Below are 25,666 nucleotides of genomic sequence, written 5' to 3'. Positions count from 1 at the left end.
CGTCGGCGCGGCCGGATGTGCCGGGGCGGACGGGTGGGCCTGGGCGGTACCGCAGCTCAGGAACAGGCAGCCGGCCGCAAGGAAGCCGAGTAACGCACGGTTCCTGGAGGCGCGGGGTTGAGGCGCCGCCATGGTGTGCATTTAGGTGCACGATCGACAAGTAATTCACGTATAAATTCGGGTGGTTGGCGTGGGAGTGGACCGGGCTGGACCCGCGGAACTCGAAGCAAGCAAAGGCGGACGCTTCGAGCATTTTCATCCACGGGTACTTCACAACGACGGGCTCCGCGGAACAGGCGGACTGCCTGAACGCCGAAGACCGCTGACGTCCGCTCCAGATGGGGGAATCCACACGCGGTGTGAAGGGGGGCGGTCACCGAGTGGGCATGCTGCCGTATGTCGACGACGATGAGTCGTGGGAGGTCACGCTGGTGGGTCCGCCGTACGGCGGGGGATGTCGAGGGTGAGCACGGCGCCGCCTTCGTTGCGGGCGGTGAGCTCGCCGCCGTGCAGGCGGGCGTTCTCCCGGGCGATGGACAGGCCCAGCCCGCTGCCTTCGGTGGCCCGGCGGGCGTGGTCGCCGCGGACGAAGCGGTCGAACAGGATCGGCAGCAGGTCCTCGGGGATGCCCGGGCCGGAGTCGCGGACCTGGACCGTGACCGGGTCGGCGGTGCCGTCGATGATTACGGAGACCGGGGCCAGGCCGTGCCGGACGGCGTTGACCAGCAGGTTGCCCACGATGGTGTGCACGCGGCGTGGATCGGCGACCACGGTGGTGTCGCCGGCGCTGGTGATCTCGACCGCCGTGCCGGGCAGGTTGACCTCGGCCGCGTCCTCGATCAGCGCGGGCAACTCGACCGGCTCGGCGCGGAAGTCCGTGGAGCCGGCGTCGAAGCGGGAGATCTCCATCAGGTCCTCGACCAGCTTCGCGAGCCGCCGGGCCTGGGCGGTGAGCAGCCGCGTCGCCCGGGTGCGGGTGTCGGGGCTGACGCTGTCGAGGCTGTCCACGGTGGCGACGATGGAGGCCAGTGGGGTCCGCAGGTCGTGCGCGACGTCGGCCACGAACCGCTGTTGCTGGCCGTCCTTCTCGCGCAGTTGTTCGATCGACGTGCTGACCCGCTGCGCCATGGTGTTGAAGGACATCGCGAGGTCGGCCAGCTCGTTGCGGCCCGTGACCGGGACCCGCACGTCGAAGGCGCCGTCGCCCAGCTCACGGGCGGCGGAGGCGACGCGGCGGATCGGGCGCTGGATGTGCCAGGCGGCGAACAGCGCGGCAAGAACCCCGAGCAGGGCCACAGCGACCGCGACGTACACGAGTTTCCGCGGCTGCCCGGCCAGCCCCACCTCGATCGGGGTGATGTCGAACAACTCCAGCAGCCAGTAGTCGCCGTGGTTCCCGCTGACCACCAGCAGCCGCAGTCCGCTCTCCGGGTCGGTCGTCGTCGCCGTGCGCAGGTCGGACGGGGTGGTGGTGCGCACCAGGACCTGGTCGGCGACCGCGTCGACCACGGCCGGCCGGTCGTTGATCCGGATGGGTGCCGGCTTCGGCAGGTGCAGGACGCTGGTCGAGGAGTAGGTGGCCAGCCGGGGCGAGCCGCCGGGGCTCCGGGTGAAGATCATCCACTCCTGCGAGTCGTTGTCGATCAGGCTTTCGATTTCCGGCGTGGTGCCGTCCTTGGCCCGTTCGAACCCCGGCAGCGCCTTCGCGAACACGTTGCCGAACGAGGACTGGGCCGCGAAAGTGAAGCCGCCCAGCACGTCCCTCTCCTGCAGCCGGGCCGCGGCCAGCGCCATCACCGCCGTCGCCGCGGTGGTCACCAGCACCACCGCGGCCGTCACCCGCGCGCGGAGCCCGAAGGCCGGCCGCCTCACGGCCCGGCCATCCGGTACCCGAGCCCGCGCACGGTCCGCAGCACCACCGGGTTCGCCGGATTGTCCTCGATCTTCGCGCGCAGCCGCGCCACCGCCGCGTCGACGATCCGCGAGTCGCCGAGGTAGCCGTAGTCCCAGACCCGCTTCAGCAGGGTCTGGCGGCTCAGCACCTGACCGGGGTGGCGGGCGAACTCGAGCAGCAGGCGGATCTCGGTGGCGGTGAGGGCGAGTTCGGCGCCGTCGCGGGTCACGCGCATCGCCCTGGCGTCGATCTCCAAGCCGCCGCCGGCGCTCAGCACGCTCGGCGCCGGCCCGGGCTCGGGCACGGCGCGACGGCCGACCGCCTTGATCCGTGCGTCGAGCACCCGGGGCTCGGCCGGTTTGACCACGTAGTCGTCGGCCCCGCACTCCAGCCCGGCCACCACGTCGATCGGGTCGCCCCGCGAGGTCAGCAGGATCACCGGCAGCCGGCTCGCGGCCCGGATGCGGCGGCAGACGTCGAACCCGTCGATTCCCGGCAGCATGACGTCGAGCAGCACGAAGTCGGGCTCGGACCGGCCGGCGGTCAGGGTTTCCAGTGCCCGTTCCCCGGTCGGCGCGTGGACGACCTCGTGCCCGAGCGCCTCCAGGGCCAGGGTGAGCGCTTCGGCCAGGGCCTGATCGTCCTCGACCAGCAGAAGTCGTGGCATGGCACTCCCAAGATCAAGTTCGTCCCCATCCTGAAGAAGGTGGCGAGAGGGACGCGCTTCGTGTGGAGAAGCTGTGGCCAGAGCGTGTGATTCTGTTACACGCGCGCCGTTACCCGGGATCCCCGCCGGCCGCCAGGACTCCGGTGGGCCCCGCACCGGCGGGGCCACCCGCGGCGGCCGGTCCGGGACGGTCCACACAGCAGTGGCGGTGACCACTCCCGGTCACACCACGACACGAGATCAAACCAAGTCACCCACCCCCACCTTGAGGACACTCCCTAGGCCCAGCGTGACGGGCGGACACCGGTCTCGCGGAGGAAAACCGCGGAAAGGTGCGCCGCGCTGTAGAAACCGCACTGCTGCGCCGTTCGCGTGACCGTGGCGCCGTCTTCCAGCAGCCGTTTCGCCTCGGCGATCCGCAGCAGGACCAGGTACCGGTGCGGTGTGTGCCCGGTGGCCCGCTTGAACACCCGCACGAAGTGGTACGGGCTGAGCCGGACCGCGCCGGCCAGCTCCGTGACGGTGACCGGGTGCGCCAGCCGGTCCCGCAGGTAGGCCACCGCCTCTGGGGCCGGGTCGAGCGGCATGATCTAGTCCTTCTCCGTTACCTGCTGTGACGCCATGATCATCAACCACCCGATCGCACCCGGACCAGCCCAGCCGCTGCCCATCCGGTGCCCAATCACGGCGTAACGTTCAGGCTGTGACGGTGCTGGGTGAGCGGCTGCGAGAGCTGCGCCGACGTTCGTTCACCGGCCGGGGCCCCGAGGTCTCGCTGTTCCGGGACGCGCTGGCCGAGCCGGGCCTGATCTTCGTGCACGGCGTGGGCGGGATCGGCAAGAGCGCGCTGCTCGAAGTGTTCGCGGAACTGGCGGCCGATGCCGGACGCCCGGTGGTCCGGGTCGACGCGCGGCATCTGCGATTGGCGCCGGACCCGCTGCCGGCCGTCACCGATGAAGGCCGGCCGGTGCTGCTGATCGACACCTACGAGCTACTCACGGACAGTGACGACTGGGTTCGCGAGGAGTACCTGCCCTCGCTACCCGGCGACGTGCTCGTGGTGATCGCCGGGCGCCACGCCCCCGGGCCACGCTGGCGGGCGGACCCGGCCTGGCGGGACCTGATGCGCGTGGTCGCGCTGGACAACCTGCCGCCGGAGGACGGGCGGCGGTACCTGGCGGCTCAGCAGCTCGCCGGGCACGAGCGGTTGCTGGCCATCAGCCACGGCCATCCGCTGACGTTGTCGATGCTGGTCGACGCGGTGCGCCGGGGCGCGCAGCCGAGCGCGCTGGCCGACCTGCCCGACGTCGTGAGCGCCCTGCTGACGCAGGTGATCACCGCTGTGCCCAGCCCGCGGCACCGCGCGGTGCTGGAGGTCTGCGCCCAGGCTCCCCTGACCACCGAAGAGCTCTTGCTCGAGGTGCTCGGCCCGGAGGCCGGCGAGTTGTTCGCCTGGCTGCGCACCCTGCCGTTCGTGGACGAGGGGCCGCGTGGGCTGCACCCGCACGACGTTGTCCGCGACGCCCTCGACGCGGACCTGCGCTGGCGTGCCCCCGGCCGATACGCCGAGCTGCGGGATCGGATCTCCGCCGCGATGCTCGCCCGCATCCGCGCTTCGGCGGACGAGCGTGAGCAGATCCAGCTGATCGTGGACTCGATCGTCCTGTCCGGCGCTCGCTCGAAGGTCGAAACGTGCACCACCCCGCCGCCGACGATGCAGGCCTACGCCGACCGGCTGCGCGACGGGGACCGGGCCTCGATCGTCGAGATGACCTCGGCCTGGCAGGGGGAAGAGCAGGCCGCGCTGGTTTCGCATTGGCTGGAGCGGCAGCCGGCGGCGTTCTGGGTGTTCCGCTCGCTGTCGGGTGAGGCACGTGGTTACACCGCGGGCCTGGAGCTGGCCGACGCCGACCCGGGCGTGGACCCGGGCGTCGACGCCATGTGGCGCCACGGTCTGGAGAACGGCGCGCCGAGGCCGGGTGAGCGAGTGCGGGCCTGGCGGTTCTTCCTCGACCGCGACCACGGCCAGTTCACCTCGCCGTCGGTGACCCTGTTCGCGGCCTGCCAGACCCTCGACATCCTGCTGTACGGCGACAACACGGCGTGGACGCTGGTGGGCGCGTACGAGGACGCGGCCCGCTGGGGCCACACGATGGACAACCTCGGCTTCCAGCCCGCGGCCGAGTACACGGTCGGCGGGCGGACGTTCCCGGTTTTCGCCCACGACTGGCGCCGAGCCGGGGTCGCGGAGTGGATGCGTTTCGTGCACGCCCGGCAGGCCGGCGCCCAGGCCGAACCCCCGGAATCCGGTCACACGGTGCTATCCGAGCCCGAATTCACCCGCGCGGTGCGGGACGCCCTGCGTGACCTGCACACGCCGGAACGGATCCGGGACAACCCGTTGCTGGGCTCGAGAATGGTCCGCACGCACGGTGGTCCGCCGGTCGACGCCCTGCGCGAGCTGCTGGCCACGGGAACGGGTGGACTGCGGACGGACCTGGGCGAGCTGGTGGACCGCACCTTCCTGCACCCGGCCACCACCCAGGAACGCGTCGCCCAGTCGTTGCACCTGTCGTTCAACACCTACCGACGGCATCGGGACCGGGCGGTCGGCCACCTCACGGAATGGTTGTGGGTCCGGGAAGTCGGCCGCGTCGAGTAACCCAGGAACTGCGAGACCGCGGTTTCCACGCGACTATCCCGCATTTGTGGGGGCACCAAGTTAGCGTTGATGATCGAGGCGATGCCCTGCGGTGTCGCACCCAGGCTGCGGTACTGGCCACCGAGCTGGGCGCCGAGCACCACCCGTACGCGTGAAACCGGCAGGCCGGGAGTTCCGCGGTGTCCGGGCTGGTGCGGGAGTGGATCGAATTCGGTGGCGTTCGGCGCGAATCTGCCTTTCGCGCGATGGATTTCGCGATCGGTGCCCTGGTCGTCCGGGGCTCCGTCGGAGCGGCCCGGCGGCCGGGCTGGACCAGCTCGTTCAGGCGCCACCGTCGAAGGCGGCGGACACCGGGAATGCGTCGGACTGGACACTGGACACGATCACCGGCTGGCGCAGGGCCGCGTTGGTGCTGCCGCACGTCTGCGCCGATCCGTCGCCGAACACCTGCAACTTCCACAACAGCACGCCCCACTGGGTCGCGCGCTGGGCCGGGGTCAGCCGGACGTGCCGGTCGCTGCCCGGCACCGGCAGCGTCCGGTTGCCGCCGGTGCCCGTCGTCGCCGAATAGAGCGTGGCCCACTGGTTGCCGTCGGCGGACACCTGGACGGTGAACGCTTTGGCGCCGGCCGCTTACCCGCTGGAAAACGACCTGGTTGAGCGTGTGCGACCCGCGGAGGTCGGTCTGCAGGGTCTGCGAGTCGGCGGCCAGGCCGGACCAGTGGGTGCCGGGGTCGCCGTCCACCGCCGCACTCGCGGGAGGGCGGCGTTGTCGGTAGAGGACGCGGTCACCGCATGTCCCTTCGAGAGCAGGGTGGGTACCGCCCAAGCGGTGAGCAGGGTCGCGGTCAGCAGGCCGGCCGCGCGACCACCGCGCCCGGGACGAGCGCGAGCTTTCGCCTCATTGGTAGACCCGCACGTAGTCGATGACCATGTCCTGCGGGAGCACGGTCCCGGCTCCCGGCGGGCCGGGGAAGTCCCCGCCGATGGCGTTGTTGAGGATCAGGAAGAACGGGTGGTCGTAGACCCACGGCCCGCGCGTGCTCTCCACGGTGTCGCGGTCGATCGTCTCGAACGCGTTGCCGTCCACGGAGAAGGTCATGTGGTTCGCGTCCCAGTCGAGGCCGAACTTGTGGAACCCGGCCGAGACGTCCTGGCCGGCGTCGAAGGGCGCGCCGATGCCACCGCCGCCGTTGTAGGCCGGGGCGTGGATGGTCGAGTAGGCCAGGTTCGGCGACTTCCCGACGTGCTCCATGATGTCGATCTCGCCGCAGTTGGGCCACGGCGTGCCGCTGAAGAAGTTGGCGCCCAGCAACCAGAACGCGGGCCACAGGCCTTGCGTGCCGGACACCTTGATGTTGGCCTCGACGTGGCCGTAGGTGAAGCTGAACTTGCCCGCGGTGTTGATCCGGCCCGAGGTGTACTGGCAGGTGCCGCTGCCGCTGATCGGGTCGACCGGGCAAGCGCTTCCCGGGGTGGCTTCGCGGCGGAGCTGGATGACGAGGTCGCCGCGGCCGTCCTGCTTGGCGTTGTTGTTGTTCGTGTAGTACTCCAGCTCGTTGTTGACGCCCGGGCCGGTCTCGGCGGTCCACTTGCTCGCGTCCGGGGCGGCGCCCGCGGCGCCGTTGAACTCGTCGCTCCAGACCAGCGTGCCAGGGAAGTGCGGGGCCGGCGGCGCGGGCGGCGGGGTGGTCGGGTTGCCGCCGGTGCCGTAGACGTCGAAGCCCCACAGCGAGTAACCGTAGCCGTTGGACCGCGCGGTGCCGTACATCCGGACGTACCGGCCGCTGCCGTCGACGGTCAGGGTCTCCTTGAAGCCCTTGCCGGTGGTCGTCGAGTAGATCGACGTCCAGTTCGCGTTGTCGTTCGACACCTGGATCTGGTACGCGACGGCGTAGGCCGGGTCCCACTGCAGGACCACCCGGTGCACGTTCGCGGTCGCGCCGAGATCGACGGTGATCCAGCCCGGGTCGACCCAGCCGGTGGTCGCGCTGGTCGCCCAGCGGGTGGCCGGGTCGTGGTCGAACGCCTTGGCCGGGAGGCAGCCCGGGCAGGCGCCGTCGTCCTGGGAGGAGGACGCCGAGCCGGACTTCCCGTACGACAGCAGGACGTCGCCGCTCGGCGGGGTGGTGCCGCCCCCGCCGAAGACCTGGAACTCCCACAGCGAGTAGCCGTACTGCGTGGCGCGCTGGGTGCCGGTCAGCCGGATGTACCGGCCGCTGCCGGTGACGTTCAGCGTCTGGTTCCCACCGGTGGCGGTGGTCGTCGAATACAGCGGAGTCCAGGTGGCACCGTCGGCGGAAGCCTGGATCGTGAACGCCTTGGCGTAGGCGGTTTCCCAGTTCAGCACCACCTGCGACAGCTGCTGGGTGGAGCCGAGGTCGACCTGGAGCCACTGCGGGTCGCTGAACGCGCTCGACCAGCGGGTGCCGCCGTCGCCGTCGACCGCGGCCGACGCCGGGGTGCCGGCGTTTTCGGCGGACGACGCCGTCACGGGACGGCCTTGGGAGAGCAGGACGGGCGCGGCCTGGGCGGCGGGCGCGGTGAGCAGCGCGGCCACGGCCAGGGTGAGCACGGCGAGCACGCTCAGGCGGGCTCGGGGTCGCTTCATGCGGCGGTGCATGGGAACCTCCACGGGGACCGGAGCCGGGACGTCCTTGCCCCGGCGCGGATCGGCTCACGTGGCCTCGGCTCGGGTGTGGGGCCCGCGCTTCGGAACGCTCTTAGTTCAAGGTATAAATAAAGAGTGTGAAAATGTCAATGACGCTGCGCCGGACGGTGCCCGGACCGCCCGGACACTGGGCCGGGAGAAGGAATCCCGCCCGGAACCTTGACGCTCGCCCGGCGCGCGATGTTAACTGCTCCTCGCTTCGACGGAACCGGTTCCGCGGCCGCCACCTGGATCGATTCCACCCCCCTTCGGGCTGACTGGTTCGCCGTCGCGCCGCCCGCTTCGCCCTGCTCCCCGGCTCACGGGGCTCGGCGGATGCCCGGCCGCGGACCCGTCGCACCACCCGGACGCCGGCGCGGGCAGTGGGGCCCGCCCGGCCCGCCGCCGCGCCCCGCGCGCGGCCCGCCGGACTTTCTCCGACCGATCAGGCAGGCAGATGAGATCAACGACGTTCTCCCGAGGACGGCGGTTCCTCGCCGTCTCCACCACCCTCCTCACCGCGTTCGCCACGGCGACCGTCCTCGGTTCCCCGCCGGCGCAGGCCGCCGCGTGCGGGACGGCGAACCTCGCGCAGGGCCGCACCGCGACCGCGTCGTCCACCGAAAACGGCGGCACCCCGGCGTCGAACGCCGTCGACGGGAACACCGGCACCCGCTGGTCCAGCGCGTTCGGCGACCCGCAGTGGCTCCAGGTCGACCTGGGTTCGGCCCAGCAGCTCTGTGACGTCGTGCTGACGTGGGAAGCCGCGTACGCCAAGGCGTTCACCGTGCAGCTGTCCGGCAACGGCACGAGCTGGACCGACGCGTACTCGACCACCACCGGCACCGGCGGCACGCAGACCGTGCCCGTCACGGGCACGGCCCGGTACCTGCGGATCAACGGCACCCAGCGGGCCACCGGCTACGGCTACTCCCTGTGGGAGGTCGCGGCGCACGGCCCCGGCGGCGGCACCACGATCCCGCCGACCGACCCGCGCAACCCGGACCTCGGGCCGAACGTGTCGGTGTTCGACCCGTCGACCCCGGCGGGCACGATCCAGGACCGGCTGACGCAGATCGCGAACCAGCAGCACACCAACCAGTTCGGCGACCAGCGGTACGCCGTGCTGTTCAAGCCGGGCGCCTACAACGCCGACGTCAACCTCGGGTTCTACGAGCAGGTCGCGGGACTGGGCCTGTCCCCCGACGACGTCAACCTCAACGGCCACGTCCGCGTCGAGGCGGACTGGCTGCAGCAGGGTGACAACCCGGCCAACAAGGGCAACGCGACGCAGAACTTCTGGCGCTCCGCGGAGAACCTGTCGGTGACGCTACCGGCCGGGCAGGTCGAGCGGTGGGCGGTCGCGCAGGCCGCGCCGTACCGGCGGATGCACCTGAAGGGCAGCCAGATCCAGTTGTGGAACGGCGGTGACGGCTGGGCCAGTGGCGGACTGATCGCCGACAGCAAGATCGACGGCCAGGCCGTTTCCGGCTCGCAGCAGCAGTTCCTGACCCGCAACAGCGAGCTCGGCGGCTGGGCGGGCGGCGTGTGGAACATGGTGTTCGTGGGCTCGACCGGCACGCCGGCGGCGTCGTTCCCGAATCCGCCGGAGACCGTCGTCGGCCAGACGCCGGTGATCCGTGAGAAGCCGTTCCTCTACGTCGACGGCTCGGGCAGCTACAACGTGTTCGTGCCCGCGCTGCGGCAGAACTCGGTCGGCACCAGCTGGGGCCACGGCGCTCCGGCCGGGTCGTCGATCTCGCTCAGCGAGTTCTACGTGGCCAAGCCGTCCGACTCGGCCGCGACGATCAACGCGGCGCTGGCGGCGGGCAAGAACCTCCTGTTCACGCCGGGCGTGTACCACCTCGACCAGGCGCTGAACGTCACCCGCCCGGACACCGTAGTGCTCGGCCTCGGCCTGGCAACGCTGCAGCCCACCAACGGCACCGCGGCCATCACAGTGTCCGATGTGGACGGCGTGAAGATCGGCGGCCTGCTGATCGACGCCGGCGCGGTGAACTCTCCGGTGCTGATGCAGATCGGGCAGCCGGGCTCGGCCGCGAACCACACGGGCGACCCGACATCGCTGCACGACGTGTTCTTCCGGATCGGCGGCGCCGCCGTCGGCCGGGCGACGCAGACGCTGGTGGTCAACTCGAACAACGTGATCGGCGACCACATGTGGCTGTGGCGCGGCGACCACTCGAACGGAGTCGGCTGGAACGTCAACACCGCGGCGAACGGCCTGGTGGTCAACGGCGCGAACGTGACGATGTACGGCCTCTTCGTCGAGCACTACCAGCAGTACGAGGTGCTCTGGAACGGCAACGGCGGGCGGACGTACTTCTTCCAGAACGAAATGCCGTACGATCCGCCGGACCAGGCGTCCTGGTCCAGCGGTGGTGGCCGGCAAGGCTGGGCGGCATACAAGGTGGCCGACTCGGTGACCAGTCACGAGGCGTGGGGTCTGGGGAGCTACTGCTTCTTCCAGACCAACCCGTCCATCGTGGCCGGTCATTCGTTCGAGGTGCCGAACACCAGCGGGGTCAGGTTCCACAACCTGGTCTCGGTGTCACTGGGCGGCGTGGGCACGATCGCGCACGTCATCAACGACACGGGCGACCCGGCCAACACGGCCCACCAGGTGAGCCCGCTGAACAACTACCCGTGACCGGTCGTGAGTGAGAAACCGTGTTCCAACATGGTTTCTCACTCACGACCGCCCGAGCCGCCGCTCGCCCCCGGTGCCCGGCGATCCACGCGACGTCGACCCGGCGGGCAGGTGGCCCTGCCCGGCCAGCTGCACACGCCCGCTCACGGCACATCGGGATAAGCGTGCGTCCGCTGCATCTCCATTCGTCCTGCCCTCGCTGACGGTCCGCGAAATCACCCAATCATCAGAACCAGGCGCCCGCGGACGTGCGCGGTTTCGCTGGCGCGATGAGCTTGGGCGATGCCAGCCAGCGGGAAGGTCCGTTCGACCGGCAGCCAGGCGTCAGAAGCGATTCAAGCCGGGCCGCAGGCGCTGCGGTGACCGGGATGGAACCCGCCAGTTTCTGTTCATCAACGAAGACACCCTCACCCAGTGGCTGACCGGCTTCGAACTGCTCGACCCCCGGATCGTCCCGGTCAACCGCTGGCATCCCGACCTGCCCGGCCCCGACGAGCCTGACAACCGCCCCATCATCGGCGGTCTCGCCAAATACTCCGCATCGACGACGTCAGGCTGACGTCGACGTGACACCGCCGGAACCTGGCACCGGTCAGCACCGGGACAGGCCATGCCGTCAGCCGAGCATCCTTTTGCCGACAACGAGGGTGCGACCGCCCTCTCCGCTGAGGCTGGCCTGCCGGAGCCGTCGGAGGGGGTCATCGCCCGCGAGACCGCCGATCGCCTGCTGCGGCTGCGGATCGACTGAAGATCCGCTGCCGGAAGATCCGGCCGGTTCCAGGGGCCGGTCATCCGCCGAGCGTGACGTGGAAGACCTTCTCGTCGCTGTTGTCGGGGATGCTGTCCTTGTCGCCGTTGTTGGTGGTGGTCAGCCACAATCCGCCGTCCGGGGCCGGCTCGACGGTGCGCAGCCGGCCGTAGGTTCCGTTGAAGTACGCCTGAACGTCGGTGAGGTCGCTCCCGCTGATCACCTCGCGGTAGAGGCGGGTCCCCCGTTCGCAGGCGACGTAAACCACATCGTGGACGATGGCGAGGCCGGAACAGGAACCGTCCGCCGTGGAGTATGTTCGCTTCGGCGCGATGAGGCCGGCGGTGCCGCACGTTCCGGACGTGCCTTCACAGGCGGGCCAGCCGTAGTTGCCGCCCTTGGTGATGAGGTTGGTCTCGTCCATGATCGAGTTGCCGAACTCCTGCTCCCACAACCGGCCTCGGGAGTCGAACGCCAGGCCCTGCGGGTTGCGGTGGCCGTAGCTCCACGCGTAGTTGCCGAAGGGGTTGTCCGCGGGAACGCTGCCGTCCGGGTTGAGCCGCAGGATCTTGCCGTTGAGGCTCGCCTTGTTCTGCGCGTTGTCGCCGTTCTGGGCATCACCGGTGCTGGCGTAGAGCTTGCCGTCGGGTCCGAAGCGGAGCCGGCCGCCGTTGTGGAACTTGTTGCGCAGGATCCCGCTGAGCAGGATCTGCTCCGTGCCCAAGTCCAGTTTGTCGTTCTCGAGCTTGATTCGCACGATCCGGTTGTCGCTCGGCGAGGTGTGCATGAGGTACAGCCAGTGGTCGGTGGCGAAGCCGGGGGAAAGGGCCAGGCCGAGCAGACCGCCCTCACCGTCGGTGTCGTCCACGCCGGGCACGGTGCCCACGGTGGTTGTGGTCCTGGTGGCGGGATCGAGGTGGATGATGTCGTGGGCGTCGCGCCGGCTGTAGAGAACGGTGCCGTCCGGCAGCGTCACCAGGCCCCACGGGATGTCGGTGTCGGTGGCGATCTGCGTGACCGCGCAGACGGAGTCGCCGCAACCGGCCCCGGTGGTCACGGTCGCGGTCGTGCTGGGCGCTGACCGGTTCGCCTGCGCGTCGCGGGCCACGACGTAGTAGCGGTAGCTCGCTTTCGCCGTCAGCCCGCTGTCGACGAAGGTGGTCGCGGGCGGTGCGGTGGCGGTCCCGCTGACGGTGCCGACCCTGGCGCCGTCCCGGTAGACGTCGTACGCCCGGACGCCGATGTTGTCCGTGGACGCGGTCCAGTTCAAGGTCACCGTCGTGCCGGACGCGGTGCCGGTCAGCTTGGTGGGAGCGCTCGGCGGCTGGCTGTCCGGCTGGCACTGCGGCGGGGTGACCGCAACGGTGGCACTGGCCTGCGAGACGTTGCCCGCCGCGTCACGAGCGTTCACGTACAGGCCCCAGGTCACGCCGGCGGCGACGGTGAGGCTGGTCGACCGGGTGGTTCCGCTCACCGACTTCATCAGCTGGCCGTCGTGGTAGACGTCGTAGAACGCCACGCCCACGTTGTCGGTCGCGGCGTCCCACGCGAAGGTCACCGCGTCGCAGACCAGCCCGCTGATCCTCGGGTGGCCCGGCACGCCCGGCGGCTGGGTGTCGCCGAGCGAGGTCCGCCACTTCTGGTTGCCCTGCCCGGTGCAGGTCCGCAGCCCGACCGGGGTGCTGTTCGCGGTGCCCGAGCCGGTGACGTCCAGGCAGAGGCCCGACTGCACGCCGATGATCGAGCCGTCGGGGCTGATCCTCCAGCGCTGGTTGTCCCCGCCGTTGCAGGGATAGATCTGTGCCTTGGCCGGGGACGTGGTGCTCTGACCGGCGACGTCCAGGCACATCGTGGCGTCGTACACCCGCAGTTCGCCCGCCGGGGTGAACGTCCACGCCTGGTTGGCCTGGCCGATGCAGTCGAAGATGTTGACGGGCGTCTTCGGCGCGGTGCTGTTGCCGACGACGTCCAGGCACCGGCCGGAGGCCACACCGGTCACCGTCGTGCCGGCGGCCGCCGCGGCGGGCACGACCACCGCCACCGCCACGGCGAAGGCGGCGATCACCGCGGTCAGGGCACGCGGGTGCGACCGACGGCGGTAGCTCCAGGACGACATTTTCCTGCCTTCCGCTGTAAATCAGGTGGTGGAATCCGCCCGCGGATCACTGCGAATGGCGAGAGCTGCCGCGGCGCGCCGGGGGCCGGTGGCACGACCAAGCCGCGAAACGCGCGCGCCGGTGGCACCGCCAAGCGGGTCGAGCGGTGTCCCACTTTCATGCCCTAGCCACCGGAGGTCAAGACTTGTCCGACGATTTGTCCGGTTGCCTGCCAGCGGCCTTGTACGGTGTCGTATATCAGATCAGACTGGACGATACCGCCTGTTGCCCTGGTAATCGCGGACAGGGATGCCGTGGCGTAGGTAGCCGGCCTGGCGGCGAGGGCACCATCGTCGGCGAACGCTTCCACCTCACCGATGCCGCCTTCGCCAGTGGTGACCAGCATCTGTTCGACGACATCGCTGAGCCATGATCGACGATTTAATGCCATGGATGCCAGACGTGACCGCCAGTCGCCGGGCGTAGATGCTTCAGCACAGATTCTTCCAGATGCACGCATCATCTGGCTGCTGTGAGACGCCGAGTAGGCGTACTCCGGCGACTCGATCGAGCGTCTTGAGGCTTCCTCGGCCTGGGCGCCGATGCCTTTCCGCTGGTAGCTGGCCAGTTCCGGTCAACCTTGACTGAGGGGCGCCCCGGCCGTCGCAGCTTTGTGCGGTTCTCCATCCGTGGTATCCCTACTCACAGCCGTTAACCTAGCAAACACCCCCTTGACCCGGAGTGCATTGGGTATTCGCGAGGTACGCCCCCGGGGCTTTGAATACGGCGCCCGGAGGCTTCCACAGGTCCGCGTAAACGGCGATGGGTGCGAAGGGCGGTGCGTCAGCCCCACCACGACCGCTCTTTCCAAGCGAAGCGGCGGACGGAGGGTCGCCCGCGCAGCAGGTGATACCGGGCGGAGCGCTGTTCGCTTCGGCCGACAGCGGAATCTCCCGGCCGGTCTCCGCGCCGGCGACTCCTGTCAAGGACAGGACGGTGCCTATCCCTGACACAGCGAGCGCGCTTGCTAAAGCGATTTGACGAACCAGCGACATCTCTCACTCCTCGGCTCTCACGACAATCCGGTTGCGTCCTGGGCCCAAGTAGCTGCCAGGGTCGGACACTACAATGCCCGAAACCAGCACATCAAATCTGAAATTTTGCCCGCCAAGACACTGAATTCTACTCGAAATACAGTCTGAGAGCACGGCGTGCGGGATGACCAGCGGGAGCGAAGTCACCCGGTTTCCCATCGACCAGCCGGTTCCCGCGCGGCCACGGCGTCCGTTCGGCGCTTCGACTGAGACCTGGACCGGCCGCGGGTGGAGTTTTTCGCGCAGACTTGGTACCTGCAGACCCGGACTCCGTGACCGGGGAGGCTACGTGCGGCATAACAGTCGACTGGACTGGACGACCTCTCGGTCGGAATTCTTTCGTGCATGTCCGATGCCCGGCTGACCTGACTTTATGGACGGAGACGTTGACTACGCAGGTTCGCGGTATAGCGTCTGGATGACTGGTTGAATACCTTTGATATGACACGGCACGAAAGGTTTGCGGATGTCTGTGATTCGTAACGGTGTGGCAGCGGGTGTACTCGCTGCCACGACAGTGGGCGCCGTCGCCATGATGGCTGGGCCGGCCAACGCGGTGACGGCGGTCCCGCAGTACGGCCACTCGACAGCGGACTCGCAGTGGCCCCCGGGCCAGGGGAAGACTGGCCAGGGGGCGGCCGCTCTGATTCGGCAGGTGGCCGAGCCCACCGGCACCCAGGACGGGAACTGGCCGCCCTACCGCATCTCGGAAGGCTGGAGGGGTCCGGGCGGCGCCGGACTAGCAAATGTGTTAGTGGCGGACTCTGGTCACGGTCAACATACTTACGAACTGGACGGTGCAGGTTACGGTCAGAATCTCTACTGAACGCGGGGCTGTGTCACGTCTGACAGCGTCTTGGTCCAGATGATCACGGTACTGTTCAGGGTGGTGTAGCGGCGCGCTGATGGCACCAGCCGTCGCGGAGACCCTGCTTGCGCCCGACCTGGTCTAGGGCGTGTCTGACAGTGCTTGGTTCAGGTGACCACTGCGTGCAGGACGACCGCTGATCGGTGGATGATGGCCCACTTGTCACAGGTGCTCAGCGTTCGTGGGTGAGCACCTGTGACAACTCGAGCGGGCCGTCGTTGTTAACCGTCTTCCAGGGGCCGTGCCGTTCCGGCAAATCCCGCCACGCGACATTGGTCTTGGCCTTGAACAGTATCCCGTTGATCACCCGCCGGTCATCCACCCGCGGACGCCCCACCGCTTTGAGGACAAGCCCTATTAGTGCTTTGTTAGGTGTGTCGTGGCTGTTGGTGTGGGTTTCCTTGGCGGGTGCTCCCGGAAGAGATGGACGAGGTTCGTCCGGAGGCCGAGGAGTTCACCGGGAGGATGTTCGGTGGGTTCGCGAGGCGTGATCGGCGGGTGAAAGGCGACCTGAACCCGGATGCGATGGTGATCGATGGCACCGGTTTCCCCACGGTGCACGGAATCGACGGCCTGCGGGTGATCGGCGCGTCGGTGATGCCGGTGGTGCTCTCCGCCACCCGAACGCACCGACGATCCTGGTGGCGGGAAAGGCAGCCGATCTGATCCGGGGTGGCAGCGCCGTCTAGTGCAGGGCCCCTGCGGACGCCTTCGCGTCTTCGCCCGTCGACAGCGCGGTTTCCACCACGATCTGCAGCGCCGCGGCGGACTGCTCGATCGGCAGGCTCGGTCCGGTACCGCGGGCGGCGGACTGTTCCGGGGAGAACGGCACGTGCACAAAACCGCCGCGCAGGCCGAGGAACTCCGTGGCCAGCAGGTGCATCAGACAGTAGAAGGCGTGGTTGCACCCGGTGGTTCCGGCCGTGTAGGACACCGAGCCGGGTATCCCGGCGGCGCGGATCGCGGTCGCTGCGGCCTTGACCGGCAGCGACGTGAAGTACGCGGCCGGGCCGCCTTCGAGCACGGGCAGGTCCCTCGGCTGCGTACCGACGTTGTCCGGGATGGGGGTGTCGAGGACGTTGATCGCGACGTATTCCGGCGTCACCTCCTCGCGACGGCCCGCCTGGCCGACGCAGACGACGACGTCGGGCCGATGCCGTTCGATCGCGGCGCGGAGCGCGGCTGCGGTTGTGTCGAACTCGCACGGCAGCCGCACCGCCACGACCTCGCGGTGGCGCTCGGCCGCCAGCGAAACCGCTTCCCACGACGGGTTGATCGCCGAGCCGTTGAACGGCTCAAATCCGGTCATCAGCACTGTCATCAAGGGCTCCCTGTGTCGATCCACCGGACTCGGTCAAAGCATATCTGTACCGGCGCTTGAACGTCCGGATGAAGTGGCTGCCTGCCGGCGCGGACAGGGCCGGGTGGTCCACCTGGCTGAGCAGTGCGCACCGGGCTTCCTCCAGGCGGCGACCGCGGACGTAGCCGGTGACACCGTGCACTCGGCCGGATCGACCACGACCAGCCCGCGCGCGAGCGTGACATTGCTGATGCCGTGGTCATCGCGCAGATCCACGCAGTAGGCCCGATCCGCAGTTGCCGGGTGCAGCGCGGACGCCGCTGACGAGTCCACCTCACCGGAGAGCTTCACCCGCCCCACCGTCCCCACATCGGCGCAGACACGGGCCGGTGCCGCGGCGAACACGATCGGGTACGACTCGCCCGCGCGGGGTTACGGGTGCTGGCCAATCCAGTGCCATCTCGCGCCAGAACGCGCCCCGCCTCAATCACCTCGTTCTACCGCGGCCTCGCCGACGCCTGACCAGGTTGCTGGACCCGCACAACAGGACACGAAGTCGTCAGACGTGCGGCTAGTAGTGCTTTGTTCAGGTGTGTTGTTGCTACTGGTCAGGTTGTCTGCCACGCCCGCCGACAACTTCGACGCCGCGACGCCTAAGCACTCTTAGCTCCGAGATAGCTCGATTCCGCCGCATCAGCATTCGCGACTACGTGATCGAACAGGCCGCTGAATGCGCCTCGGCCAGTGGACAGCAACGACTCGCGGGCGACGATGAACCAACCTGCGGGTCGAGCGTCGATACATACAGACCCGACGTGACCGACAACGTCAGTGAGGACGGAGCACCCAAACGATGAGCCCAAGCAGAGTAGTGACCTGGGAAGGCTTCTTCAACACCAGGGACCTCGGCGGACTGCCCACTAAGTCCGGCGACGCGACCAGCTACGGAGCCTTCTTCAGGGCAGCGGACCTTCGTTTCGTCACTGAGACAGGTTGGGCCCAAGCGCACGAGTCCGGCGTCCGCACGATTCTCGACCTCCGCAACGCGGACGAGATCCGGCCTGCCGAAACCTCGTTGACGACCCTGGCGGGCTCAGCACAATTCGCTGCCACCCCGGAAGGTCCCACCACACCGGCTTCCTTCGACCGGCTCGAAGTCCCGCTCGACGACATCGACGACATCGAGTTCTGGCAGCACGTCAACCGTGAGCGGCTCAACGGCAGCCCCCTCTATTATCCCATCTTCCTCCAGCGGAAGGCCGAGCGTTGCGCCGCCGTCATCAAGGCGATCGCCCACACTGATCCCGGCGGGGTCTTGTTCCACTGCGCCGGCGGACGAGACCGAACCGGGCTGATCGCGCTCCTGCTGCTGACGTTGGCCGATGTCGAGCCCGACGCGATCGCCGCGGACTACGCGCTGTCCGCCGAAGCCCTCAAGGCTCTGTATGCCGCGATGGGAACCGCCGACCAGCAACCGTTCATCCAGGGTGCTCTCGCGGACCGGGGCACCACCATCGAGGAGGCTGTCATGGCGACCCTCGACGGCCTCGATGTCGAGCAGTACTTGCTCGACGCCGGCGTAACCGGCAGCGAGCTCCGCAACGTTCGCAGCAGGCTCTTGGGTCTTCACCCTCGCTGAAGCTCGCGAACGAACACTTCGTGAACCCAGAACTTCCACGAACGGATCGCCGGCGGCCCCGCTAGTCCGAAGAAGGTACTGAGCGTATGGACCTCCCTCTGGGACTGGAACGGCATCGGGGTGGCCCGCTGGGTCGGTATCGACAACGACGCAGACGTACTGACTGAACCGGCCCTGCAGGGCGCGGTGCTCAACGCGTTCGGGTTCATTGTCTTCTACTGGGTCATCCCCCTCGCGCTCGGCCTCGTGCTGGCTGCGCTGATCGCCGCGACGCCATGGAAGGCGATGCCGGTGATTCGCATGATTCCGAGATCCGTCACGAGTTCGCTGCACTATTCCGCCGTGATCGCGAAGTCGACGGCCTCGTTCAAGGAAGTGACTACCCTGGCCGCCTTTTCGACACTGTCACGTGTATGAAGGGCGAAGTCGCCGGCATAATAGAGGACGCACAGTGCGCCACATTCCTCGGCGGCCAGCGCATCGTCCACGCTATCACCGATGAGCAACGAACGCTCCGGTTCCACGCCGAGAGTGCGAAGATGACGCGCCAGATGCGGGGCTTTGCGATCAGGCGCCGACTCCCGGGCGCCGTCTATCCGGTCGAAGAACCCTGCGATACCTTTCTCCTCCGTCAGGAGTACCAACTTCTGATGATTGAACAGTGAAAGCAGGGACTGCCGTAATCCTGTTTCCCGGCATCGGGTCAGTGCCATGTGCGCGTCCGGAGTCAACTCGGTCCTTATGCTGTACTCCTCGTAGCGGGAGCGGAAGCTCTCGAGCAGCCGCTGACACTCCTCGGCCTGCAGGGTGCGCCCCGCGAGTCGTTCGAAGAATACATTCACTGCTTTGCTGTGACACTGCTGGTAAAGTTCTCGCGAAACTGTAGTAAAACCCGCATCGGAAAACGCCTCCAGTGTAGCATCGATGAGCGCCCGATTGTCCGCGAACAGCGTTCCGTTCCAATCCCAGACAATGTGAGAGATTTGACCCATCGCCCACCTTTCAGTCGATAACGGGATAAGATGGCCCTATGCCGAAAATCAGTGTAGCCGAATGCGCGGGTGTCGGGGTTCTGGGTCTGCCACGGCCGAGCGAGGATCGTGTTCTCGTGCTCGGAAACGCGGTGGTCGTGCTCGATGGAGCCACCAACCTCACCCCCGGCCTGCCGAGCGGGGGCTGGTATGCCGACCGGCTCGCCGAGCAGCTGGGCGACAGACTGCAGACTGCTCCGGAGCGGGGGCTGGCCGACCTGCTGGAGGACGCAATCCGGCACGTGGCGAACGCGCACGGGCTGGTGGCGGGTTCATCGCCGTCCAGCACCGTCGCCATCGCGCGCTGGACGAGCGAGCGCGTCGACGCGCTCGTACTGGCCGACAGCCCGGTCGTCGCCTTTTCCGGAGGACAACCCCGGCCGCTGGTCGACGATCGGCTGCGCCGGCTGCCCGCATCACGGCACACCTATCCGCAATTGCTGCTGGATGGGGTGGGTTACGGGGAGGAACTCGCCGCCGCGCTGCGAGCCGGTATGACCAAGACAGCCGAGCGGTACCGCAACCATCCAGGCGGCTTCTGGGTGGCGGAGGCCAACCCCGTTGCCGCCACCCATGCCGTCGAGACGAGCTGGTGTCGCGCCGACATCGACGGGCTGCTGCTCGCCACGGACGGTGTCTCCTGTGGCGTCGACGACTATGGGCTCTTCACCTGGGCAGAAGCGTTCGCCCAGGCGTGCGCAGAGGGCCCGGCCGCCGTGCTGGACGCTGTCCGGCGCGCTGAGGAAGCGGACCCGGACGGCCGGCGATGGCCGCGAGCGAAGCGTCACGACGACCAGCTGCTGGTGCTTGTCGACGAGGTGTGAGACGCATCCGCGGGGAGGACCTGACGACCGTCATGCGCGCGGACCTGGACATCCGGCCCCTCGAGCGCGTCGAGGACCCGCACGGCGAAGACTTCGGTGAGCACGGCCTGCGCTTCCGCCGGCCGGATCCACCGGAAGTCCTGCACCTCGTCGTTGAGGGTGAGGGTGCCGCCCGTGGTCTGGCCGCGGAACATCAGTGCCACCACGCCCAGTGTCATGTTCTTGTAGACGCCGGTGAGCCGTTCGACCTGGAATTCGAGGCCGGTCTCTTCCCGAACTTCGCGGCGCACGCCAGCGTGGATGTCCTCGGCCAGTTCGAGCACCCCGCCCGGGGGTTCCCACGCCCCGTTGTCGCGGCGCTGGGTCAGCAACATCCGGCCGTCGGGACGCACGATCGTCGCGGCCACACTCACCGAGTGCCGGGGTGTCGCAGTCACTTCGCTACCTCCTGGTCTGGTGGGGAAAGCGCGACATCGCCGGTTCTCGTGATTCCGATGGCCAGGACGAGCAGCAGTACCGCGAAAGTCGCGAAAGCGACGGCAAGCCCAGCGACCTGGGCGGCGAATCCGCCCAGCAAGGAACCGCCGAACTGGCCGGCGAAGGCGAAGATAAAGTAGACCGCGAGCAGGCGGCCTCGGGTTCCGGCCGAGGACCGGGTGTTGACGGTGGAGTTGGTGATGCTGATGGCGCCCAGCCAGCCCGCTCCGCACAGTGCAGCGGCGACCATGGCCACGACGATGTGGGAAAACATCGCAAGTAACGCCATCCCGGCGGCGTCGACTACGCAGCACACCGCGATGAACCGGTTGTACCCGAGCTTGCCGGCGAGCCCGGCGACGAAACCGCCGGCGAGGATGGCGCCGATGCCGAACGCACTGAGCAGCCCGCCGAAGGCCAGCGCCCCACCGCGGAGCAAATCCCGCGCCGCGATGGGGAGCAGTGACATCGCCGGCATCGCGAGGATCGAGAACGCGAATGCCGTGATGTAGAGCTTGCGCATGACTGGTGAGCTCAGCGGCTTGACCGGCTCGGCCATCGTGACGGTCTTCTTCGACGGCGGCAGCAGCCGCCAGACCAGCAACGCCATCACAGCAAAGCTCACCGCGTCGATGAAGAACGCCGTGGCCGCCCCGGCGGAGATCAGCAGCCAGGCCCCGATGGTCGGCCCCAGCGTCCGGGCCGCGTTGTAGCCCGTGCTCACCAGGGCGACCGCGCCGTGCACGTCCTCGTCGGGCACCTGGCGGGGCACGGTGGACTGCCACACCGGGTTATCGAGTGCGACGAACGCGCCCATCAGCGCGGTGAGCAGGAACAGCACCGGGATCTGCAGCCGGCCTACTGCGGCCAGGGTGCCGAGCGTGCCGGACACGACCATCAGGCAGATATTGATGACGACGAGCACCTTGCGGCGGTCGCGAGTGTCCGCGAGCTTGCCCGCCACGACCGACAGCAGCACGATCGGCAACGCCTGCAGCGCGTCGACCACGGTCACCAGGAACGGCGAGCCAGCTTGGGAGGCCACCGTCCACCGGGCAGCCACATTGTGGATCCAGGTGCCGAAGAAAGACACCACACCCACCGCCCACAGCCAACGGAAACGGCTGTGGCGCAGGGGGCGCAGCCCGACGGGCAGGCGGCGCGTGGTTTTGAGCCGGTCTGGGGCAGGCACGAGTCAACTGCCGGTGGTTGCGGTCGCGCGCGACCGTTCGCGCCACTCGACGAGGCTGCGCAGGCCGTCCTCGAGCGAAACCCCGGTGGAGAAGCTGAGCAGCTCGGCCGATTTCTCGGGACCGCCGATGCGCTTGGTGACGAGGTTGGCAGGGATGGCGGCTTCGCGGTAGACCGGCTCGATGCGGATACCGGTCAGGTCACTGAGCATGGCGACGACCTCACGGATCGTCGTGCCGGTGCCTGAGCAGACGTTGAAGAACCCGCTAGGCGCATCGGCCTCCATCGCTCGCACATTGGCCCTGGCGACGTCGGTGACGTGGACGAAATCCATCATTTGCGAGCCGTCGCCGAAGATCACCGGAGGCTCGCCTGCCTCCAGCCGGTCGAGCACCTTGTGCAGAACCGATGTATAGGCGCCTTTGGAATCCTGGCGTGGACCGTAGACGTTGAAGTACCGCAATGCGACCCACTCGAGGGGATCCAGTTCTCCGCACGCCAGCAGGAGGTGCTCGGCGGCGATTTTGTTGGCGCCGTAGAGCGTGCGGTTGTTGTAAGGATGTTCTTCGGTCATCGGCACGATCTGCGGCTGGCCGTAGACGCTTGCCGAGGATGAGTGCACCACCTTTTGCACGCCACACGCGGCAGCGGCGCGGAACACGTTCCAGTTGCCGGTCACGTTGATCGTGAAAGCATCTTCGGGTGATTCGTTGCTGGCCACGATCCCGATGGCAGCAAGGTTGAAGACTCCGTCGATACCGGCCATCGCCTCGGTGAGGCGGTCGAGATCGCGGATGTCCGGCTGATCGTCGAGTATCGTCAGCCGGGAGTCAGACGAGGCGTCCGCCAGGTTCCGCAGCGCTCCGCGTACTAGTGAGTCGTAGATGATCACCTCGGCGACCTCTGTCTTCAGGAGCCGATCAACCACGTTGCTACCGATGAAGCCAGCTCCGCCGACCACCAGAATTCTTTTCCCCGCCAGATCCATGATGCCGCACCCTCCCAGTTCCGGTCTTTGGATCCCGATCGGCGTACCCCCATCAGTGGCGCGCCAAACATGAATTTCCAGAGAATTTTTTGCGCGACTGAACCGCCGCTTCAGCAACGTTACCCAACGGCTCGACGAGCTTGTCAAGTCAATTCAAGGTTCTCTTCATGGTTGACCTAAACGTCAGGCTTCAATATCAGAATCACTCGGAAGCAGTAATCTTGGCGCACCTGCGCGCATTTTCCGCCATACTCCGCCCGGAGTGGCGGTACCACCTCACCTCGGCGCCTGCTATCTCGCGCGTCAGTACCCGCTGCCGATTACGCGGCGTGATCGTCACGGTTGCGCGGTGAGTGGCCATTTTTTTGGTTTCGCACTGTACAAGCCGACTTGTGTTAGAACAGAATGAACAGCGTTTCGTACTGAGGGGGAATCGAAGTGCGAGTACTGCGCCGTGGCGACAGCGGAGTCGATGTAGCCGATGTCAACACGATGTTGCATGCTCTCGGACTGCTCCGGGCGGCCAGCGATCCGACAGCAGCGACAGCCTTCACCGTGGAGACCGAACACGCGATCCTCGCGTTCCAGCAGCAACGTGGCCTTCGGGCTGATGGACTGGTCGAACGCGCAACCTACCTAGCATTGCGAGGGGCGCAATACCACCTGGGCAGCCGGCCTCTGACGTTCGTCTTCTCCGCACCGGCCAATGGCGATGACGTCCTTGCGCTGCAGCAGCAGCTCAACGGGCTCGGGTACGACCCGGGCCGGTGCGACGGCGTCTTCGGTTCTCGTACGTTGAACGCACTGCGACGGTTTCAACGCGATGGGGGACTCGACCCGGATGGCGTATGCGGTGCCGAGACCGTTCGTGCACTGCACCGGCTGGTCCGCGTACCTGCGGCCGGTGGACGACCGCTCTTGCTGCGCGAGCAGGAGAAGCTGCGGAAGTCGGGGCGTCGGCTACGCGGCAAACGGATTGTTATCGACCCCGGTCATGGTGGGCCTGACACTGGCGCGGTCCACGGGCATACGACCGAAGCAGAGCTCATGTGGGATCTGGCCCGCCGGTTGGAAGGACACATGGTTGCGGTAGGAATGGACGCGTTATTGTCGCGTGGTGCCAACAATAGCCCCTCGGTCGCCCGCCGTACCAAGTTGGCCAATGACGCCGATGCCGACCTGCTGCTTTCTCTGCACTGTGCCCACCATAGCTCGCCGCACGCGCGCGGCGTCGCCAGCTTCCACTTCGGCAATGGAGACGTGACGACGACGACCGCAGGTGAGCTCCTGGCCAGGCTCGTCCAGCGCGAACTTGTGGCGCGGACCGCACAGCCCGACTGCGGTACGCATCCAAAGACCTGGGACATCCTCAGGCACTGTCGGTGCACGGCCTTGCATCTGGAACTGGGCTATCTTTCGAACCCGGCTGACCGTGCGCTTCTTGAAGACTCCACATTCCGAGACCAGGTCGCCGAAGGCATTCTTGTAGCGGTCAAACGGCTCTACGTACTGGACGCCATGGATCAGCCGATGACCGGCACTTTTACCGTAGACGACATCCTCCGACACGAATCCGCCTAGGGAGTGTCCGGCTAAAATCGTCGGTTGTTGTCTGGAATGCTGCAAGTTGTTTCGCGGTTTCAGCCGCTCTCAGACAATCACTGGGCCATGATCGAAGACCTGCTCCCTGTCCTGACCGGCAAGCGGGGCAGGCCGTGTTCCGTACCCGGTCGATGGTTGAGGGAATCACCTACCGCTACTGTCGTGGCATCGCGTGGACGTACGTGCCCGGGGTGTTCGGTCCGGGCAGACGATCCGGACCTGGTACCGGCGGATAGCCGGCGACGAAACCTGGCACCGTGTCGCAGCGCCTGCTCACCACCGTGGATGCAGCCGGGCTGGCGGACTGGTCGGTATCGGTGGACTCCACGATTGCTTGGGCGCATCGGCGCGCACGAGGCGTTCTGCGCAGCAGCCGCCGACCAGGCCTGTGAGACTGGTGAGATCGCTTGTCCAACTGTCGCTGGTTCTCCGCGGCGGTGACGGTGGTGTTGGTGACCGGGGGTGTGGCTGTTCTGGTCAGTTGGCCTGGAGCTCGAAGAAGAGGAAGCCCAGGAACCTCGTGCCTTCGAACTTCTGGAATTCGTCGGGGAACAGGTCGGGGGCTTCGGGGGCGGCCGGTGGCTCGCTGATGCCGGTGATGCGGAAGCCGGCCCCGGTGAACGCGTCGGTCATCGCGTGCAGCGGGCGGTCCCAGAAGGTCAAGGGGGTGGACTGGCCGCCCAGCGTCCATTCTTCGGTGCGGCTGCGGGTCTGGAAGTAGCGGGGTTCCTCCCCGGCCTCGCGCTGCATCAAGGTGATGACGAAGGGGTGCTCGACCGAGACGAACAGTCGTCCGCCGGGTCTCAGGACCCGTCGCAGTTCGGTCAGCGCCGGCCCCCAGTCCTGCAGGTAGTGCAGCACCAGGGAAGCGACGACGACGAACTCACCGTCGGGGAAAAGCAGCGGATCGGCCAGATCGGTGACCCGCAGGTCGGCCTCGACACCCAGCCGCCGCCGGGCCAGCCCCACCATTCCTGCGCTCGCGTCGACTCCGGTCACGACCGCGCCCCGCTCGCGCAGCGCGGCGAACAAGGGCCCGGAGCCGCACCCCGCGTCGAGGATCCGCCGGCCGCTCACCTCGCCCGCGAGAGTCAGCATCGCCGGCCGCTCGTAGTAGGCGTTCATCAGGCTGGTCTCGTTCTCGGCCGAATATCCCTCGGCGATACCGTCATAACCGTGTTCCCTGGCAGCACCAGCGGTGCCCCCGCCGCTCTCCGACGTCACGCTGTCAAGACGTCCCGACGGTGCCGAAGTCGCCGGCGGC

At 67.9% G+C, this 25,666-nt stretch carries 22 protein-coding genes and 1 pseudogene; 8 read left to right on the top strand and 15 right to left on the bottom strand.

Annotated features, from left to right (window positions below; translation table 11 throughout):
- Positions 1-423 precede the first annotated feature (423 nt).
- From NYF13_RS15370 to NYF13_RS15360, 3 genes are all read right to left on the bottom strand, one after another.
- A complete protein-coding gene (locus NYF13_RS15370; RefSeq protein ID WP_315657453.1) occupies positions 424-1,872 on the bottom strand; it encodes a HAMP domain-containing sensor histidine kinase in 1,449 nt (482 codons plus the stop codon).
- On the bottom strand, positions 1,869-2,561 hold the full coding sequence (locus NYF13_RS15365; protein ID WP_315657451.1) for a response regulator transcription factor: 693 nt from the start codon (positions 2,559-2,561) through the stop codon (positions 1,869-1,871). The genes NYF13_RS15370 and NYF13_RS15365 overlap by 4 nt, the downstream gene beginning before the upstream one ends.
- 278 nt (positions 2,562-2,839) lie before the next feature.
- Entirely contained in the window at positions 2,840-3,148 is a 309-nt protein-coding gene (locus tag NYF13_RS15360; protein WP_315657449.1) for an AraC family transcriptional regulator, read from the bottom strand.
- Between the two features lie 116 nt (positions 3,149-3,264).
- On the opposite strand from NYF13_RS15360, the gene NYF13_RS15355 reads away from it, so the two are divergent.
- Entirely contained in the window at positions 3,265-5,223 is a 1,959-nt protein-coding gene (locus tag NYF13_RS15355; protein ID WP_315657448.1) for an ATP-binding protein, read from the top strand.
- A gap of 321 nt (positions 5,224-5,544) precedes the next feature.
- Here NYF13_RS15355 and NYF13_RS15350 read toward each other — a convergent pair whose 3' ends face one another.
- Positions 5,545-5,826: a hypothetical protein gene (locus tag NYF13_RS15350; protein WP_315657445.1), complete on the bottom strand. Its 282-nt coding sequence runs from the start codon at positions 5,824-5,826 to the stop codon at positions 5,545-5,547.
- A 298-nt stretch (positions 5,827-6,124) separates the two neighbouring features.
- On the bottom strand, positions 6,125-7,834 hold the full coding sequence (locus tag NYF13_RS15345) for a discoidin domain-containing protein (RefSeq protein ID WP_315657443.1): 1,710 nt from the start codon (positions 7,832-7,834) through the stop codon (positions 6,125-6,127).
- Between the two features lie 496 nt (positions 7,835-8,330).
- On the opposite strand from NYF13_RS15345, the gene NYF13_RS15340 reads away from it, so the two are divergent.
- Positions 8,331-10,544 carry a discoidin domain-containing protein gene (locus NYF13_RS15340; RefSeq protein WP_315657442.1) on the top strand — a complete coding sequence of 738 codons (2,214 nt, stop codon included), beginning with the start codon at positions 8,331-8,333 and terminating at the stop codon, positions 10,542-10,544.
- Between the two features lie 215 nt (positions 10,545-10,759).
- Here the strand turns inward: NYF13_RS15340 and NYF13_RS15335 are convergent, their stop codons facing one another.
- Positions 10,760-10,861 carry a zinc-binding dehydrogenase gene (locus tag NYF13_RS15335; RefSeq protein ID WP_315660326.1) on the bottom strand — a complete coding sequence of 34 codons (102 nt, stop codon included), beginning with the start codon at positions 10,859-10,861 and terminating at the stop codon, positions 10,760-10,762.
- A 293-nt stretch (positions 10,862-11,154) separates the two neighbouring features.
- Here NYF13_RS15335 and NYF13_RS15330 point away from each other — a divergent pair, with 293 nt between their 5' ends.
- The gene (locus NYF13_RS15330; protein WP_315657441.1) at positions 11,155-11,292 is read left to right on the top strand and encodes a hypothetical protein; all 138 of its coding nucleotides are present in this window, start codon (positions 11,155-11,157) and stop codon (positions 11,290-11,292) included.
- A 40-nt stretch (positions 11,293-11,332) separates the two neighbouring features.
- Here the strand turns inward: NYF13_RS15330 and NYF13_RS15325 are convergent, their stop codons facing one another.
- The 3 genes and pseudogenes from NYF13_RS15325 to NYF13_RS15315 all read right to left on the bottom strand — a co-directional run.
- Positions 11,333-13,408, bottom strand: coding sequence for a PQQ-dependent sugar dehydrogenase (locus tag NYF13_RS15325; protein ID WP_315657440.1), 2,076 nt, complete (start codon positions 13,406-13,408; stop codon positions 11,333-11,335).
- Positions 13,409-13,572: 164 nt separating this feature from the next.
- Entirely contained in the window at positions 13,573-13,794 is a 222-nt protein-coding gene (locus tag NYF13_RS15320) for a hypothetical protein (RefSeq protein WP_315657438.1), read from the bottom strand.
- Between the two features lie 1,779 nt (positions 13,795-15,573).
- A pseudogene (locus NYF13_RS15315) lies at positions 15,574-15,687 on the bottom strand (transposase); the annotation flags it as partial.
- Between the two features lie 71 nt (positions 15,688-15,758).
- Here NYF13_RS15315 and NYF13_RS15310 point away from each other — a divergent pair.
- Positions 15,759-16,016 (top strand): hypothetical protein, encoded by a 258-nt coding sequence (locus NYF13_RS15310; RefSeq protein WP_315657436.1) that lies wholly within the window; start codon positions 15,759-15,761, stop codon positions 16,014-16,016.
- A 19-nt stretch (positions 16,017-16,035) separates the two neighbouring features.
- Here NYF13_RS15310 and pcp read toward each other — a convergent pair whose 3' ends face one another.
- Complete coding sequence (pcp, locus tag NYF13_RS15305; RefSeq protein WP_396287321.1) at positions 16,036-16,671, bottom strand: pyroglutamyl-peptidase I; 636 nt, start codon at positions 16,669-16,671, stop codon at positions 16,036-16,038.
- 850 nt (positions 16,672-17,521) lie between these two features.
- On the opposite strand from pcp, the gene NYF13_RS15300 reads away from it, so the two are divergent.
- The gene (locus NYF13_RS15300) at positions 17,522-18,289 is read left to right on the top strand and encodes a tyrosine-protein phosphatase (protein WP_315657433.1); all 768 of its coding nucleotides are present in this window, start codon (positions 17,522-17,524) and stop codon (positions 18,287-18,289) included.
- Positions 18,290-18,409: 120 nt separating this feature from the next.
- Positions 18,410-18,706 (top strand): hypothetical protein, encoded by a 297-nt coding sequence (locus tag NYF13_RS15295; protein WP_315657431.1) that lies wholly within the window; start codon positions 18,410-18,412, stop codon positions 18,704-18,706.
- Here the strand turns inward: NYF13_RS15295 and NYF13_RS15290 are convergent.
- Positions 18,622-19,281, bottom strand: coding sequence for an HAD family hydrolase (locus NYF13_RS15290; RefSeq protein WP_315657430.1), 660 nt, complete (start codon positions 19,279-19,281; stop codon positions 18,622-18,624). The two genes, NYF13_RS15295 and NYF13_RS15290, sit on opposite strands and share 85 nt — an antisense overlap.
- A gap of 38 nt (positions 19,282-19,319) precedes the next feature.
- Between NYF13_RS15290 and NYF13_RS15285 the strand changes: the two genes are divergently transcribed.
- Positions 19,320-20,144, top strand: a complete 825-nt coding sequence (locus tag NYF13_RS15285) for a hypothetical protein (RefSeq protein WP_315657429.1) — start codon at positions 19,320-19,322, stop codon at positions 20,142-20,144.
- Here NYF13_RS15285 and NYF13_RS15280 read toward each other — a convergent pair.
- Genes NYF13_RS15280 through NYF13_RS15270 form a run of 3 tightly spaced genes read right to left on the bottom strand, consistent with a single transcriptional unit; the run spans position 20,105 to position 22,800 of the window.
- A complete protein-coding gene (locus tag NYF13_RS15280) occupies positions 20,105-20,551 on the bottom strand; it encodes an NUDIX hydrolase (RefSeq protein ID WP_315657428.1) in 447 nt (148 codons plus the stop codon). The genes NYF13_RS15285 and NYF13_RS15280 overlap by 40 nt on opposite strands.
- Before the next feature lie 26 nt (positions 20,552-20,577).
- The gene (locus NYF13_RS15275; protein ID WP_315657427.1) at positions 20,578-21,813 is read right to left on the bottom strand and encodes an MFS transporter; all 1,236 of its coding nucleotides are present in this window, start codon (positions 21,811-21,813) and stop codon (positions 20,578-20,580) included.
- Between the two features lie 3 nt (positions 21,814-21,816).
- On the bottom strand, positions 21,817-22,800 hold the full coding sequence (locus tag NYF13_RS15270) for an NAD-dependent epimerase/dehydratase family protein (RefSeq protein ID WP_315657426.1): 984 nt from the start codon (positions 22,798-22,800) through the stop codon (positions 21,817-21,819).
- A gap of 438 nt (positions 22,801-23,238) precedes the next feature.
- Between NYF13_RS15270 and NYF13_RS15265 the strand changes: the two genes are divergently transcribed.
- Positions 23,239-24,381 (top strand): N-acetylmuramoyl-L-alanine amidase, encoded by a 1,143-nt coding sequence (locus NYF13_RS15265; RefSeq protein ID WP_315657424.1) that lies wholly within the window; start codon positions 23,239-23,241, stop codon positions 24,379-24,381.
- A 498-nt stretch (positions 24,382-24,879) separates the two neighbouring features.
- On the opposite strand, the gene NYF13_RS15260 is transcribed toward NYF13_RS15265, so the two are convergent.
- Complete coding sequence (locus NYF13_RS15260; RefSeq protein WP_396287317.1) at positions 24,880-25,626, bottom strand: class I SAM-dependent methyltransferase; 747 nt, start codon at positions 25,624-25,626, stop codon at positions 24,880-24,882.
- Positions 25,627-25,666: the final 40 nt, after the last annotated feature.

The sequence above is a fragment of the Amycolatopsis sp. PS_44_ISF1 genome (genome assembly GCF_032335455.1).
Lineage (GTDB): Bacteria > Actinomycetota > Actinomycetes > Mycobacteriales > Pseudonocardiaceae > Amycolatopsis.
Note: the sequence above shows the minus strand (reverse complement) of the source record. Positions and strands in the feature narration are given on the sequence as shown.